The sequence below is a fragment of the Micromonospora sp. NPDC050276 genome (genome assembly GCF_044459545.1).
Taxonomy (GTDB): domain Bacteria; phylum Actinomycetota; class Actinomycetes; order Mycobacteriales; family Micromonosporaceae; genus Micromonospora.
The window spans coordinates 190,477-205,946 of sequence record NZ_JBITJA010000004.1 but is presented as its reverse complement, the minus strand read 5'-3'; the positions used below and the strand labels follow the sequence as shown (position 1 = coordinate 205,946).

Here is a 15,470-nt window from a genome sequence, read left to right as displayed (position 1 = left end):
GCTCACAACCGTCTCATAACCGTCGTAGAACTGTCTCGTTATGGCGCGGTCAAGTGCCGGTAGACGGTCGCCCGCGAGACACCCAGCTCGGCGGCGATGGCATCCACCGAGTGGGTGCCGGCCGCGTGCATCCGTCGGGCCGCCTCCACCTGCTCCCGGTCCAGCGCGCGCGGCCGTCCCGGCCGACGGCGCCGGCTCGCTGCGCCCGGCGGGGTCGCGCCGTCCGGCGTCTCGCGCGCGGGCGCCGGGATCACCGTGGTCGGGCTCGGGTTGGCCGCGGCGTCCGCGGGCAGCGGGGCCAGCAGTCGGCGTACGCCGTCGAGCATGTCGGCCCGCAGCACCTCGTCGGGCACGTCGGTGAAGAAGACGACCGCGTCGCTGCAGGCGGCCACCGCCTGCACCGCCCGCACTCGCTCGCGGCGCCCGGCGTCCGGCCCGACGATGAGGTCGTTGGCCCGCATCGCGATCTCCATGAGGCGGTGGTACGTGTCGCCCCGGCCGATCAGCGCGATGTCGTGGAAGAGCATGCCGAGCGGCCGCCGATGGGCGAGCATGACGTCCACCCACCCCTCCAGCACCGTCCACCGGGCCAGCTCGGTGGGCCGCGTCTGCGCCGAGTCGAGCAACGCCTCCAGGTCCGCCAGCAGCGGCTCGATCAGGGCGGCCAGCAGGTGCTCCTTGGCCGGGAAGTGGTACAGGATCGCGGCTTTGGTCAGCCGCAGCCGTTCACCGATCTGGCGCAGCGAGGTGCGCTGGTAGCCGTGCTCGGCGAACAGGTCGAGCGCGGCGCGCAGGATCCGGGTGCGGGTGTCGTCCGCGGGATCGGCGGTCATGCCGGCAAGCCTAGCCACGCCCTGACCGGTGGGCGCGATCACCGTTGATTGGGCTGACCGACGGTCAGTACAGTGGAGTGGGTCGACGCGGGGAACCGGTCGACGCGGCCAAACGGCAGGAGGGGTTATGCCCGTCATCTCGATCGACAACCTGGTCAAGACCTTCGGTGCCATCCGGGCACTCGACGGGCTGGATCTGCACGTCGAGCAGGGGGAGGTGCACGGCTTCCTCGGGCCCAACGGCTCCGGAAAGTCCACCACCATCCGGATCCTGCTCGGGTTGCTCCGCCGCGACTCCGGAGACGCCCAGGTGCTCGGCGGCGACCCATGGCACGACGCGGTCCGCCTGCACCACCGGCTGGCGTACGTGCCGGGCGACGTCAGTCTCTGGCCCAACCTCACCGGCGGCGAAGCCATCGACCTGCTCGGCCAGCTGCGCGGCGGCCTCGACCGACGTCGCCGCGACGAGCTGCTGCACAGCTTCGACCTGGACCCGACCCGCCGGTGCCGCACCTACTCCAAGGGCAACCGGCAGAAGGTCGCCATCGTCGCCGCCTTCGCCTCCCCGGTGGAGCTGTACGTGCTCGACGAGCCGACCTCCGGCCTCGACCCCCTGATGGAGGCGGTGTTCCAGGCCGAGGTCCGGCGGGTCAAGCAGGCCGGCGCGACCGTGCTGCTCTCCAGCCACGTGCTCGCCGAGGTCGAGGCACTCTGCGACCGGGTCAGCATCATCCGCGAGGGTCGTACCGTCGAATCCGGCACCCTCGCCGAGCTGCGCCACCTCACCCGCACGGCGGTGACCGTCGAGACCGCCCGCCCGGTCACCGGCCTGGACGCGCTGCCCGGCGTGCACGACGTGCACGAGGTCGACGGCCGTACCCACCTCGAGGTCGACCCCGCCCACCTCGACGCGCTGCTCGGCCACCTCATCGGCTTCGGCGTCCGCGCGCTGACCAGCACCCCACCCACCCTGGAGCAGCTCTTCCTGCGCCACTACGGCGACGATCCCGCCGTCGCCAACGGTCACGTCGCCGCAGCCCAGGCCGCGGACGCTCCACAGGCCGGTGCCCGGTGAACGCGCTCGCCGGCACGACCGCGCTGGCCCAGCTCGTGCTGCGCCGCGACCGGATCCGCCTCGCCATCTGGGTCCTCGGCACGCCCCTGCTCGGCTACGCCCTCGCCGGCAGCGTCGCCGGCATCTACCCGGACCAGGCGGCCCGGCTGGGCTACGCCACCACCTCGGCCTCCAGCCTGGTCGCCCGCGCCTTCAACGGCCCCATCCACGGCACCGACCTCGGTGCCGTGGTGGTCGCCGAGACGTACGTGACGCTGGCGCTGATCGTCGCGCTGCTGAGCACCTTCGCGGTGACCCGGCACACCCGTCAGAACGAGGAGACCGGCCGCGCCGAGCTGCTCGGTGCCTCCGTGGTCGGCCGGTACGCGTCGCTCACCGCCGCGCTGCTCGTCATCGTCGCGGCGAACACCCTGGCCGCCGTGCTGCTCGCGGTCGCGCTGGTCGGCTCCGGTCTGCCGGTCGCCGGCTCGGTCGCCGCGGCGGCCGCGATCGGCGGTGTGGGGGTCGCATTCACCGCCATCGCCGCGGTCACCGCCCAGCTCTCCGTGACCGCACGCGGCGCCAACGCGCTGGCCGCCGCCACCGTCGGGCTCTCCTTCGTGCTGCGCGCCGCCGGTGACGTACTCGGCGAACAGAGCGCCGACGGGACCCGGGTGCAGAGCGCCTGGCCGTCGTGGATCTCCCCGCTCGGCTGGGGCAACCAGGTCCGAGCGTTCGACGGTGAACGCTGGTGGGTGCTCGCCCTGCCCGTCGCGCTGCTGCTCGCCGGGGTGGCGCTGGCGTACGCCCTCGCCGAGCGACGCGACCAGGGCGCCGGGCTGATCGCCCCCCGACGTGGCCCGGCGACCGGTGCGCCACGGTTGCTCAGCCCCGCCGGGCTGGCCTGGCGGATGCAGCGCGGCATGCTGCTCGGCTGGGCGGTCGGGGTGGCCGTGCTCGGCCTCTCCATGGGCGTCGCCGCCGACGAGTTCGACAACATGATCGACGCGAACCCGGCCGCCGCCGAGGCGATCAACGCGATGGGTGGCGGCGCCGACCTGATCAACGCCTATCTGGCCGCGATGCTCGGCCTCTTCGCCCTCACCATCGGCGCGTACGTCGTGCAGGCCCTGCTCCGGGTCCGCGGCGACGAGGCCGACGGGGTGCTGGAGGCCGCCCTCGCCACGGCGGTCAGCCGCACCCGCTGGCTCGGCACCCAGGTGCTCGCCGCGACACTCGGCGCTCTCACCCTGCTGCTGCTCGCCGGTGTGACCACCGGCCTCGGCTACGGCATCACCACCGGAGATCCGCTCGGCCAGGCCGTCGAGCTGGGCGGTGCCGCGCTGCTGCGCCTGCCCGCCCTGCTCGTGGTGGCCGGGGTGGTGACCGCGATCTACGGGCTGTTGCCCCGCTGGTCGGTGGTGCTGTCCTGGGTGGTGTTGCTGGTCTTCCTGCTCCTCGGGCAGCTCGGTGCGGTGCTGAAGCTGCCCCAGGCCGCGCTCGACGTCTCGCCGTACACCCATGTGCCGTCCGTGCCCGCGGTCGACCCGGCGGTGCTCCCCCTGGTGGTGTTGACCACGGTGGCCGCGGCCCTGCTCGCCGTCGGCGTGGCGGCCTTCCGCCACCGCGACGTCCCGTCCTGACCCGCGTTCGATCGTCTTGCTGATCGCCGGCTCGCTGAGCGACTCGACACGCCTCGACCGAATGAGCGACCTCCTGACGCAGCTTCCGGCGCCTGCCTACTGAGTGCGGCGGTGCCGGCGGCCTGATGCGGGCGGGGTGTCCTGGCGGGCGCGGGTCGATCACAATCGTGCGGTGCGGCGTCGCGGGTGGAAGTGGGGATGGCTGGGCGTCGTGGCCGCGCTGGCAGCGGGCGGCACGGCGTGGGTGTGGCTGCGGTACGACTTCGAGAAGGTCAACTGGACCTGGGGCGTCGTCGCCGGGGTCATCGCCGTCTACGTCCTCCTGGATCAGCTCTTTCGCAGCGGAACGGCGGGGCTCGCCGAGGCCGCCGCCCACCGGCGTGCCGCCGCCGACGAACTGGTGGAGCTGATCCGCCGCGACCCGACCGACGAGGCGTTGCTGCGCACCGTCGACGAGCCCTATCCGCTGCCGGTGCGGTGGCGCACCGCACCCGACCGGTTCCTACCCTCCTGGCGGGCCATCGGCCGATCCAGCGATGCCGTCCCGGTCGACCTGACCGGCGGCAACGGGACACTGTGGAACTGTTATCGGCGCGTACCCTCCGGGCGGCTGCTGCTGTTGGGGCCGGCCGGTTCCGGCAAGTCCATCCTCGCGCTGCGAATGGCCCGGGAACTGCCCGTGCACCGCGAGCCGGACAGTCCCGTACCGGTGCTGGTCCCGGCCGACTCCTGGGATCCCGACCGGGAGGGCTTCCACGACTGGCTGGTCGACCGGATCGCTCGACGCTACCCGAAGCTCGCGGCCGGGCACCCGCGCCGTGACGCCGTGCTACGCGACCTCGTCGAGACCGACCTGGTGGTGCCCGTCCTCGACGGACTGGACGAGGTGCCCGAGGACCGGCTGATCGCCTGCCTCGACGAGCTCAACGCACTGCCGACCCAGCGTTTCGTGCTCACCTGCCGCATCTCGGTCTACGAGCGCTACCTGACCCAGGGCGAGAAGCTGCGCGGTGCCGCCGTGGTCCTGCTCGAACCACCGGCCCCCGACGAGGTTGCCGACTACCTGGTCGACGCGGCACCGCTGCATCAGGTCGACAACTGGACCACGGTCGCCGCCACCCTCGGGGCCGCCCCGCAGCTGACCGCCGCGCTCTCCACCCCGCTGATGGTGGCGATGGCCCGCAGCGCCTTCGACCAGCCGGGTACCGACCCCCGGGACCTCGTGCCGCTGGCCCGCGAGCGGGGCCAACGCTCGGTCGAGGACGACCTGCTGACCAGGGCGGTGGACGCCGCGCTGCGGTCCCGTCGCGGTTCCCAGGGCCTCCAGCGCTGGGAACCGGACACCGCCCGACGGTACCTGGGCTTCCTCGCCGCGCACATGGAATCGCTCGACGTCCGGGAGTTCCGCTGGTGGCAGTTGCCGCGCGCGCAGCCCGGCCCGTTCTGGGCGCTCGTCGCCGGTGCGCGTACCGCGGTGGCGGTGTGGCTGGCGCTGACCCTCTCCGCGGACGCCCTCACGGCGACGGCGGAGTTGGTCACCCACCCGCCGACCCGGAATGTCCTCGACGACCTGGTCCGACAGACCGATGCCCTGGCGCTGACGGCCTTCCTGCTGGCCTCGGTCGTGGCGCTGGTCCGCGGCTCGGGTCGGGCCGGTCGAGAACGGCCCCGCCGCGTGGCGTTCATCGGCGGGCTCCGAGCGTTTCGCGACGGACTGCTCGGCGGACTGGTCGGCGGGGCTTTCCTGGCACTGTTCACGTTCGGCCTCCTCACGGCTTTCGCACCCACCCCGCAACTGGTCGCGCTGCTGGACCGCGTGCCGGGACTGCCACCGTGGTCCGACCCGGTCCGGGCCGCCGTCGTGGTCGGTCTGGTGACGTGGGCGTACGTGGCGGTCCGGGCCGGACTGCGGGTGGACGTCGCCGCGCCCGCCGCCGAACTCGGGGCGACCAGCGTCGTCGAAACCCTGGAAGCCGACCGCGCCGCCAGCGTCGCCTCCGCGCTGGTCAGCGCCGCCACCGGCGCCCTCCGACTGCTTGTCGTCAGCGCGGCGCTGCGTCTCGCCGGGGTGCTGTCCGCCGTGCCACCGTTACCGTCGTTGGTCTACGCCGGGGTGGGGTTCGGGCTGGGCTGGTGGCTGCACCGACGCGGCGGCGGGGCGTGGCTGCGCTTCGCCCTCACCCGGGCCGCCCTCGCCGTCCGTGGCCGGACGCCGCACCGGCTGCTCGCCTTCCTGGCGTACGCCGAGACCGTCGGCCTGCTGCGCGACGGCGCAGGCGCCTACCGATTCCGGCACGGCCGCCTGCAGAGCCGACTCGCCGGCGGGTCGGTGAGCGCGCGACGCGGCAGCCGGCTGCGCGAGGAGCTGGGTGTCGAGCTTGCCCGCGCCGGCTACTGGCCGGAGGCGCTCGGCGTCTTCGCCGACATCACGACGACGCGGGCCGCGAGCATCGGGCACGCCGACGACCTCACCGTGGCAGTGCTGCGCCGGGCGCTGCTGGCCGGCGCGGCCGCGGGGGAGTGGACCGAGTTGGCGAGGCTGCTGGCGCTCATCCCACCGCCGACCGAGCCGACGCCGTTGGCGGCACGGCGGCAGCGGGTCGCCCAGCTGATCGCGAACGACGCGCCGGTGGCCCAGCTACTCGTCGCGGCCGAGGAGCTGAGCCACGCGGCCACCGCCGACGCGCCGGAGGCCGCTTTCGCGACCCGCCCGGCGGCGCCTGGGATGCAGGAGTTCCTGGCCGTGCTGCACCATGTCGGCGGGGACACCGAAGCGGCGCGTACCCGCCTGGACCTGTTACGCACGGCGGCCAGCCAGGACGTCGGCGAACCGGCGCCCATCGGCGCGGGCCTGCTCGCCGGGATGCTCGTGGCCAACGGTGAACCCGCCACGGCCCTGGTCGTCTGCCATCAGGAACTGCTCCTCGCCGACCAACCGCCCGACCGGGTCGACCTGCTGCTGCTCGCCGAGACGTGGCGCTGGTCGGTCGAGGTGATGCGACACCACACCGACGAACAGGCCGAGCTGCGCCGCCGCATCCGGGCGGTGCTGGCCGAGCGGCGAGACCACCCGCAGCGGATCGAGCTGGGCCGACGCGAGCTGGCCGAGCTGGGGCTTCAGCTGTGCCATGCCGTGATCGAGCACCAGACGTTGGGTCCACTCGCGGTCGCGGCGTCCCGACGGCTGGTCACCGTCCTCGCCGAGCCGGCCATCGTCGTGCAGACCGTCAACCGCAGCGCCCCCATGTGGCACGGCGGCTGACGGGTACCTGACATTCCCGGCGATCGTGTACGTGCGGCGACGAGAGCTCGAAGGCGGCGTGAAAGCGGACGACCTCGGGGCTGTGCGCTTCAACGGCCCCAATCGGCTGACGTTCCTGAATCTCGCCCGCCTGGACATGGCGGATCACTTTCGGGCACAGACTCGCACTCCAAGGTGGCTGGTCTGGAAGGCAAGCGGACGTCGTCCCACGGGCTTGACTGGCAATTACCACAATCGACGGCGACCCGAACGGCCATCCACAGGTGCGTCCGCTGTCCACAGCAGCCCTCGCAGGGGGTGTGCTTGGCGGCAGGGTGAGCCGGTGGACGCGCGCATACAATCTCTCCTCGTACGCGGTAGTGGGCTGGTCACTAGACGGGACATGCTGCGGGCGGCCCCGGCCTGGACGATCCAGACCGCTCAGAGGGCGGGCCGGCTGATCCGGCTGTTGCCTGGGGTGTACGGCGACGCCGCGCTGATCTGTTGCACCAACGCGGACCTACCGACGCTGGCCCGCGTCGAGCGGAACGTCGCCCGACGCGCGGCGTTGGCCTACGCCGGCGGGTGCGGGGCACTCAGTCGTCTGACCGCGCTCGACATGTGGGGCCTGCGCCGCCAGCCACCGGGGGAGCCGGTGTATCTCGACTTGCCGCGAGGGTCAGGCCTGCGTGATCGGCCGCATCTCGTCGTAGCCCACCGTTCCGACTTCGCGATCGCGCCACCGCAGGTGGTGACACGGGGAGGAGTGCCGGTCACCCGGCTCGACCGGACCCTGGTGGACTGTTGGCCGGTGTTGCCGCCGGTGGACCGATCGAGCCTGCTCATCCGTGCGGTCAACGATCGGTTGACCACGCCGCAGCGCCTCACCGCCGCACTTGCCGAGGTGCCGAGAATGCCCGACCGTGCGGCACTGAGTGATGTGCTGGACCGGCTTGCCGCTGGCTGCCGCAGCCCGTTGGAGATCTGGGGCCATGACCACGTCTTCACCGGACCGGGAATGCCGACGTTCACCCGGCAGAAGCGGGTACGGGTCGGCGTCCGGACGATCTACCTCGACATGTTCGCCGAGACGGAGCGGGTCGACATCGAGTTGGACGGCGCGACCAGCCACAGTGATCCGGCCGAACGCGAGATCGACCTCCGTCGCGACGCCCTGCTCGCCACCATGGGCATCCTCGTCGTCCGCTTCAGTCACCGCCGCCTCACCGCCGACCCGGCCCAGGTCCGCCAGGAGACCCTGGCCATCCTCGCCAACCGCGCCCGCCCCGCCCCCGTGATCAAGTGATGAGAAGTAGGTCCCACAGGCCCCGCAGACCTACTTTTCATCACTTGATCATGGAAGGGGTGGAGGGTGACGGGGCGAGGGGTGGAGGGTGACGGGGCGAGGGGTGGAGGGTGACGGGGCGAGGGGTGCAGGGGGCGGGGGCTCACTCGGGGGTTGGCTGGGGCGGGATCAGTGGCGCGGTCGCCGCATCCGTGGGGTGTTCGGGGTGGTGGTGAAGGAGTTCGGCGATCCATCGTGCCGCTTCTCGTTGTGCGGTGAGCAGGTGGTCGCGGGCGTCGGCCAGGTCGTGGTCGTCCGCGTGATCCTTCAGGAGCGTCGCCCACCGGCGGCTCAACTCCTCGGCGTACCGGGCTTTTCGCAGGTGCTCGTCGAACTGGTATTCCAGCTTGACCAGGCGGTCGACGTGTGGCTGGAGCGCCGGCATGATCCGTTCGTCGAGGCGTACGGCGGCGTCGGGGCGGCAGGTGATGACGACCTCGCCCCGCTCATAGGACCACTCCGGATCCTCGGCGAGCGCCCGCTGCAACGCCACCTCCAGGTCGCCGGCCCGGTGCGGGGGCAGGTCCCGCGCGGCGTCGGCGGCGAGCCGGGTCAGCCGCTGGATCGCGTTCGGTTGGAAGTACTGCACGTACCAGCTCAGCACCTCGGACCGCAGGCTCGCCGGTGACGACCAGGCGAACGTGGCGCGGATGTAGAACGAGTACACGTACCCGCGGGCCGGGACCGCGATCAGTCGGGGCGCGTCGCGTTGTTCGACGAGCGGACCGGACGGCGACGGCGCGGCGGCGGAGCCCACCGGCGCCTCGTCCTGAAGCGCGGCGATCAGGCGATCCCAGTTTCGCGCCCACCACCGCCACCCGCGCACACCGGCGTCGCGGAGGATGGTCAGCCCGCGAATGCCCCGGTGCCGCCACTGGTCCGCGGGCCTCGGCCTCCCATCGGGGGCGTCCGTCATGGCACCCCTCCACGGTCACGGATCCGCGTCTCACGCTAACAACCAGTGACCGATATGTCGGCCGCCACGCCGTCATCGCGACGTCGTCTGCTGATCGTCGGGGCGTCGTATGCCGGTCAGCCGCGAACGACATCCTGCCCGGGTGCGCACACTGCCGACCGTCGTCGCGTACCGGCTGCTCGGGGGCGCCGGTGCCACGCTGCTGTCCGGCGCCGGACTGGCCGCCGGCGCGCTCCCGGTCGGCGCGCACGCCGCCTGGTGGAGCGCGCTGCGGCAGCTCGAGGGGCCGGGGTTGCTCTGCGGGTACGCCGGCCTGACCCTCCTCGTCGCCGCCTGGTGGTGGGCGGGGCGGCACCGGCACGCACCCGACGAGGTCATCGACCGGCGCTCCGCGGCGCTCACCCTGGCCTGCTGGGCGGGGCCGCTGCTGGTGGCGCCGCCGCTGTTCAGCCGGGACGCGTACAGCTACCTGGCGCAGGGCGCGATGGTCCTCGCCGACATCGACGTGTACCGGCACGGGGTGGCCCAGTTGGGCGGCGCGTTGGCCGGTGAGGTGCCGCAGATGTGGCAGCAGACACCGGCACCGTACGGGCCGGTGTTCCTCGCGGTGGCGGCCGTGGTCAGTGGCGTGACCGGCGGCAAACTGGTGCTGGGTGTACTCGGTCTGCGCCTGGTCGCGCTGGCCGGGGTGGCGCTGCTGGTGGCGTACCTGCCCCGGCTGGCCCGGCACTGCGGGGTCGACCCGGCCGCCGCGCTCTGGCTGGGCGTGCTCAACCCGCTCGTGCCGTTGCACCTCATCGCCGGCGCGCACAACGAGGCGGTGATGCTGGGCCTGCTGGTGGCCGGGCTGAGTCTCGCCTTCGAGCACCGCTACGGCACGGCCACCGTGCTGGTCACCCTCGCCGCGCTGGTCAAGGTGCCGGCGGTGGTCGGGTTGCTGGTGGTCGTCTCGCTCGCCGCGCGCCACCGCGGGTTACCGACCTCGGTGGCCCGCACCGCCGGGTTCGCGCTGGGCACCGCCGCCGCGGTCACCTGGGCCACCGGCATCGGGTACGGGTGGATCGGCGCGCTCGGCACGCCGATGTACCGGCACAGTTGGTCGATCTCCAGCGCGCTGGGTCGGGTGGCGTTGCGCGCGGCCGGACGGTTCGGACTGCACCTGGGCGACGCCCCGATGCGGCTCTGCCTGGCGTTGGGTGTGGCCGCCGCGCTGGCGGTGGCGGTCGGTGCGTGGTGGCATCGGCGGCGGCTCGGTCCGGCGTACGCGCTGGGCCTGGTGTTGGCGGCGGCGGCGCTGCTCGGCCCGGCGACCCGGCCCTGGTACGCGCTCTGGGGTCTGGTGTTGATCGCGGCGGCGGCCCACGGGCGGGCCCGGCCGGCGGCGGCGCTGGGCGCGGTGGTGCTCGCGTTCGTGGCGCTGCCCAGTGGCTTCGGACCGGACGTGGCGCAGGCGGTGCTGGCCGCCACCGGGGTGCTGGTGGGGTTGCTCGCGGTCGGCTCGCTGCGCCTGCTGGGGCCATCCGCCCCGGCGGAGGTGGCCCGGTGAACGCGGGCCGGCGGCAGGTGGTGACGGTGCTCGGGCTGGTCACTGTGCTGGCGGTGACGATCGCGGTGTTGCCCGGGCATCGGGGCTGGTTCGACATCGGTGTCTACCACGGTGCGGTCGGGCACTGGGTGCGCGGCGGTGACCTGTACGAGTGGACCACCGGCAACGGGTACGGCTTCACCTATCCACCGTTCGCCGCGGTCAGCATGGCGCCGATGGCCGCGTTGGCCTGGTATCCGACGATCGTGGCGAACCTGCTGCTCACCGGTTTGGCGGGCGCGTTCCTGCTGCGCCTGCTGGTGGACCCGTTGGCCCGGCGGCACGGGTGGACCCGCTGGTACGCGTTCGCGCTGGCGTGCTGTCTGCTGGCCGGGCTCAACCCGGTCCGGGACACGGTCAGCTTCGGGCAGGTCAACCTGGTGCTGGTGGCGCTGGTCTACCTGGACCTGTGGCTGCTGGAGCGGGGCAGCCGGCTGGCCGGGGTCGGGGCCGGGCTGGCCGCCGCGATCAAGCTCACTCCGGCGATCTTCATCGGGTATCTGCTGGTCACCGGGCGCTGGCGGGCCGCCGCCACGGCGATCGGCACCGCCGTCGGCGCCACCGTGCTCGCGGGGGCGCTCGCACCGGAGGCGAGCCGCACGTTCTTCACCGAGGCGCTGTGGGACACCGACCGGGTCGGTGAGTTGGCGTACGTGTCGAACCAGTCGCTGCTCGGCGTGGTCGCCCGGCTCGATCCGGCGCACCCGGACCGGCGGCTGTGGCTGCTACTGGTCGTGGCCGTGCTGGCCGTGTGGGTGGTGCGGGTGCGCCGGGCCGTGCACGCCGGCGACGAACGGGCCGGCTTCGCGCTGACCGGCGTCGCCGCGTGCCTGGTCAGCCCGGTCACCTGGGTGCATCACCTGGTGTGGTTGGTGCCGGGGCTGGTGGTGCTCGCCGCGGCCACGCTGCCCTGGCCGCCGGTCGACGCGACGGCCCGCCGTCGGGCGCGTGCCGGTGTCGCCGGCTACGTCATGCTGAGCAGCGGGCTGATCTGGGTCTTCGCCAACGGGTCGGCCGGGCCGTGGGGATCTGTGGGCGCCAACGCGTACGTCTGGGTCAGCATCGGAATGCTCGCGCTGCTCCCGATCGGGCGCACCGCGACCGATGATCATCCGGGGTTCACCGAGCATTGTGGAGCAGTTGGGGTGCCGAGGGGTGTTGCCGTCGACCGGCAGCCGTGAGACTGGGTCCGGTCCGACAATCACGCGGATCGATGGATCGGATGGTCTGGAGGCAGCCTGTGTCCACCCCCGTGTCCCCGCTGGCCACGCTCTGCGCGATCCGCCGGCGTACCACCACCCTCGCCCTGCTCCTCGCCATGGTCGCCGCCGCGCTGGTCGGCCCGTCCGTGGTCTCGCCCCGGTTGACCGACCCGGCCTCGGCGGCGGTCTACAGCTCCTGCACCATGAGCCGCTGCGCGGACGCTCGCACCGCCCGCTCGGGCTGGTCCGCCAAGGGGTTCCCGACCAGCCGTGGCTGGTACTCCTGGAGCGGGGGGATGTCCAACTTCGCCGGCGGCCAGTTCTACAACTACGAGGGTCAACTGCCCACCAACGCCACCTACCACGAGTACGACGTCTACCCGCGTACCCAGGGCGCCGCCCGGGACGCGTACCGGATCGTGGTGAACCGCAGCACCGGGGTCACCTGGTTCTCGCCCAACCACTACACCGACTTCTACCGGCTCTGACCGACCCGGGGTCGGTCGGCCGCGACCGGCCGACCCCGCGTCGTGGCCCGGCGAGACCAGGAGGCATGTGATGGTCGACGAGGACGGTGGGCGGAGACCCGATTGGCTGGTCGGCTGCCGCGACGACTCCCCTGAAGTGCCCGGCGCGGTGGTGCTGCCCGGAGCGGCGACCCGGACCAGGGCCGGGCTGTTCGCCGCGCTCGCCGCCGCACTGGCCCTGCCGACGTACCTGGGGGAGACCTGGGACGCCCTCTCCGACGTGCTCCGGGATCGGCTGGACGCCGGCCCGCTCACCCTGCTGATCACCGACGCCGGCCACCTGCTCGCCGACGAGCCGGCCGATCAGTACGCGTTGCTGCTCGCCGTGCTCGGCAACCTCGCCGCGAACGCCCCGCACCCGTTGCGCGTCGTCCTCGGCGAGGCCGCGCCCTCCTGACCACCGCCCAGCCCCACGGCCGCTCGCGAGGTTGGTGGCCCGGCGGTGCGGGTTGGTGCCACCCGCACCGCCGGTCATCCGGGTCAGTGCGTCGCGGGCGGGATGCTCTGTTCGTACTGGAAGACGTTGTGCGGGTCGTACTTCGCCTTGATCTTTCGCAGCCGGAGGAAGTTGTGCCCCCAGTAGGCCTTCTCCCACTCGGCCATGCCGATGTTCGGCACGTTGACGTAGGCGCCGTCCACGTAGGGCCGCAGCGCCTGGCTGAACTCGGCGATCCAGGTCTGGGCGATCGGGGTGACGGCGTCATCGCTGTCGGGCTCGCCGCGGGTGCCCCAGCCAACGCCGGGCTCGGAGTAGAAGAGCGCGTCGCGGTGCGGGAAGGCCGCGCCACCGAACGGTTCCTGCCGTTGCGCCCCCTTACCGAAGGCTTGGGTGAAGAAGTTGCTGTCGGGTGAGGGCGCCTTCTCCATGAACGCCTGGATCACGCTGACCGCCTTCTCAGGGAACGGCTCGCGGGTGAATTGGGAGAAGAACTTCCACTTCGCCGGCTCCTCCTCGTTCGGGATCTGGAAGCCGGCGTAGACGTCGCCCCAGCCGCCGATCTGCGCGGTGACCGTGGGGTTGCCGATCGACAGGATCGGCGCCAGCAGCCTCCTGGCCTCTGCCTCGGACCCCTCCGCGAGCACCGCGAACAGCAGGATCTCATCCGGGTGGACCTCCACCTGGGTGCCGAGGCGGGGGTCGGTGAAAGGTGCGACGCGCTGCCAGGCGTCGAAGACCTCGTGCAGGTCGCCGAGACCGGGCCAGGACACCTGCAGGTAGGCGACGCTGCTGAGCGGAGCGACCTTGTAGGTCAGGGAGGTGACGATCCCGAAGTTGCCGTTGCCGGCTCCGCGTAGGGCCCAGAGCAGGTCCGAGTGGTTCCACGGGTCCACCTCGAGCACCTTCGCCCCGTCGGCGCCCGCGGCCACGACGATCTCCGCGCCGATCAGGTTGTCGCACGCCATCCCGAGGTAGCGCGTGAGGAAGCCGAAGCCGCCGCCGAGGGTGGCCCCGGACAGGCCCACGGTCCCCTCCGTGCCGGTCGTCGCCGCGAGATTGTGCTCCCCGAGGGCGGTCACCGCCTCCGACTGGTTGAGCCCCGCGCCGACCTTCGCCGTGCGGGTGGCGGTGTCGATGTGGACGTCCTTCAGCTCGCTGACGTCGATCACGATGCCGTTGTCGACGTTCGACCAGCCTTCCAGGTTGTGCCGGCCACTGCGTACCCGCAACGCCACGTCGTGCTGCCGCGCCCAGGTGAGCGCGTTGACCACGTCCCGGGTCTCCTGGGCGAAGACGATGACCAGCGGATAGTGCACGAACAGCTCGTCCCAGCCGAGGCTGGCCTCCGCGTAGTCGGGGCTCTGCGGGCGGACGATACGGCCGGTCAGCTGTGCCGGCGGGTACTTTGTGTCGGCGGACCACCCGGGACCGTCGGCCGCGATCGCCGAGCTGCCGGCGATCACGCTCGGGATGGCGACCGCTCCGGCGCCGACGGCCGTTGCTCTGAGCAGATCACGACGAGAAAGGTCGCGCATGGTCGAATCCTCTCGATTGGTGGTACGCCCGAAAAGTGAACCGAGAGGGGATTTACCTCTCATCTGGCGCAAACCAACCGTAATGCCCGAGTCTTCGTCGCAGATCTGAGAACTTGTCACGGAACCCGGTCGGGTGATCCGGGGAGGGTCAGTTCGGGGCGGGCTGATCCAGGATGGCGCTGAACCGCTCCTCGGCCAGGTCGAGCTGACCGAAGATGTGCCGCTTCACCGTCGGTGACAACGGGGTGTCCGGTCGACCGATCAGGTCCCGGAAGAGCGGCACCAGCGGCCGGTACTTCCGGGCCGACGACACCACCTTCGGCCCGACCGTGTGGATCACGCCCACACCGTTGTCGGTGAAGTCGGACACTTTGATCACCCGGGCCCAGGGCTCCCGCTCCAGGCTGACCGCCAGGTGCTCCCGGTACTGGACGTTGCGGTCCCGCTCGGGGTCGTACACCGGATTGGTGACCGCCGCGACCAGAGTGGCCACCCGCCGCCCGAACCGCGCGGCGAGCGCGGTCAGCGCCGCAGCGGTCGGGTCGGAGCCCGGGTCGCCGTCGGCCAGCTCGGCCGAGTGGTCCTCGACCGCGTCGTGCAGCAGCCCGGCGACGATCACGTCCACGTCGCGCACCTGGTAGTGGTGCATCAACCGGATCGCCACCCGCAGCAGATGGTTGAGGTACGGCTCGCGGACACGTCGATCGTCGCGGTGCAGCTCGGCGGCGAGGTCGAGCGCGGCGGTCAACCGCGCCCGTGCGGTGTCGTCGAACTGCTGGACCTCCAAGCGGAAACGCTCCAGCAGGCCCGGTTCGCCGTGGATCTCGGTGATCGCGTGCATCGGCATGCTGCCCAGGTGCGGCGGGAAGTCCATGCGTCACTTATAGCCGATCTTCTCCACATCGATGAGCCCGAACGTCGCCGACCCGACCGTGAGTTCCGGCGCGCCTGTCCCACCGCGCCGATCTTGCAGTTTCGGTCGTCGAGATAGGCGGAATGCTGACTTTTGTCGCAGCAGAAAGTGCAAGATCGGCGGAGAAGGGCAGCTCGGTTTCGTGGGGGGGGGGGGTGGGGGGGGGGGGGTGGGGGGGTGGGGGGGGGGTGTTACCCCCCCCCAAAACAAAAAAGACCCGACCGCGCGGGGGTTTGG

12 protein-coding genes are annotated in these 15,470 nt (G+C 72.2%); 8 read left to right on the top strand and 4 right to left on the bottom strand.

What is annotated here, in order from left to right:
- Window positions 1-38: 38 nt before the first annotated feature.
- Entirely contained in the window at window positions 39-833 is a 795-nt protein-coding gene (locus ACIBF8_RS09860) for a TetR family transcriptional regulator (RefSeq protein WP_396782032.1), read from the bottom strand.
- 127 nt (window positions 834-960) lie between these two features.
- On the opposite strand from ACIBF8_RS09860, the gene ACIBF8_RS09855 reads away from it, so the two are divergent.
- The 4 genes from ACIBF8_RS09855 (at window position 961) to ACIBF8_RS09840 (ending at window position 8,077) form a co-directional block, all read left to right on the top strand.
- Entirely contained in the window at window positions 961-1,908 is a 948-nt protein-coding gene (locus ACIBF8_RS09855; RefSeq protein WP_396782030.1) for an ATP-binding cassette domain-containing protein, read from the top strand.
- Window positions 1,905-3,530 (top strand): ABC transporter permease, encoded by a 1,626-nt coding sequence (locus ACIBF8_RS09850; RefSeq protein WP_396782028.1) that lies wholly within the window; start codon window positions 1,905-1,907, stop codon window positions 3,528-3,530. Before ACIBF8_RS09855 ends, ACIBF8_RS09850 begins: the two co-directional genes overlap by 4 nt.
- A 172-nt stretch (window positions 3,531-3,702) precedes the next feature.
- Window positions 3,703-6,792 carry an NACHT domain-containing protein gene (locus ACIBF8_RS09845; RefSeq protein WP_396782026.1) on the top strand — a complete coding sequence of 1,030 codons (3,090 nt, stop codon included), beginning with the start codon at window positions 3,703-3,705 and terminating at the stop codon, window positions 6,790-6,792.
- A gap of 322 nt (window positions 6,793-7,114) precedes the next feature.
- Window positions 7,115-8,077 carry a DUF559 domain-containing protein gene (locus ACIBF8_RS09840; protein ID WP_396782024.1) on the top strand — a complete coding sequence of 321 codons (963 nt, stop codon included), beginning with the start codon at window positions 7,115-7,117 and terminating at the stop codon, window positions 8,075-8,077.
- A gap of 142 nt (window positions 8,078-8,219) precedes the next feature.
- Here the strand turns inward: ACIBF8_RS09840 and ACIBF8_RS09835 are convergent, their stop codons facing one another.
- On the bottom strand, window positions 8,220-9,032 hold the full coding sequence (locus ACIBF8_RS09835; RefSeq protein WP_396782023.1) for a hypothetical protein: 813 nt from the start codon (window positions 9,030-9,032) through the stop codon (window positions 8,220-8,222).
- Window positions 9,033-9,141: 109 nt separating this feature from the next.
- Between ACIBF8_RS09835 and mptB the strand changes: the two genes are divergently transcribed.
- The 4 genes from mptB to ACIBF8_RS09815 all read left to right on the top strand — a co-directional run bounded on the left by mptB (window position 9,142) and on the right by ACIBF8_RS09815 (window position 12,743).
- Window positions 9,142-10,578, top strand: coding sequence for a polyprenol phosphomannose-dependent alpha 1,6 mannosyltransferase MptB (gene mptB / locus ACIBF8_RS09830; protein WP_396782021.1), 1,437 nt, complete (start codon window positions 9,142-9,144; stop codon window positions 10,576-10,578).
- Complete coding sequence (locus ACIBF8_RS09825; protein WP_396782020.1) at window positions 10,575-11,798, top strand: glycosyltransferase family 87 protein; 1,224 nt, start codon at window positions 10,575-10,577, stop codon at window positions 11,796-11,798. The genes mptB and ACIBF8_RS09825 overlap by 4 nt, the downstream gene beginning before the upstream one ends.
- A 137-nt stretch (window positions 11,799-11,935) precedes the next feature.
- Window positions 11,936-12,307 carry a ribonuclease domain-containing protein gene (locus tag ACIBF8_RS09820; RefSeq protein WP_396782468.1) on the top strand — a complete coding sequence of 124 codons (372 nt, stop codon included), beginning with the start codon at window positions 11,936-11,938 and terminating at the stop codon, window positions 12,305-12,307.
- A 70-nt stretch (window positions 12,308-12,377) separates the two neighbouring features.
- On the top strand, window positions 12,378-12,743 hold the full coding sequence (locus ACIBF8_RS09815) for a barstar family protein (protein WP_396782018.1): 366 nt from the start codon (window positions 12,378-12,380) through the stop codon (window positions 12,741-12,743).
- Between the two features lie 83 nt (window positions 12,744-12,826).
- Here ACIBF8_RS09815 and ACIBF8_RS09810 read toward each other — a convergent pair whose 3' ends face one another.
- Both ACIBF8_RS09810 and ACIBF8_RS09805 read right to left on the bottom strand, forming a co-directional pair.
- Complete coding sequence (locus ACIBF8_RS09810) at window positions 12,827-14,320, bottom strand: FAD-binding oxidoreductase (RefSeq protein WP_396782016.1); 1,494 nt, start codon at window positions 14,318-14,320, stop codon at window positions 12,827-12,829.
- A gap of 148 nt (window positions 14,321-14,468) precedes the next feature.
- The gene (locus ACIBF8_RS09805; RefSeq protein ID WP_396782015.1) at window positions 14,469-15,194 is read right to left on the bottom strand and encodes an HD domain-containing protein; all 726 of its coding nucleotides are present in this window, start codon (window positions 15,192-15,194) and stop codon (window positions 14,469-14,471) included.
- Window positions 15,195-15,470 lie beyond the last annotated feature (276 nt).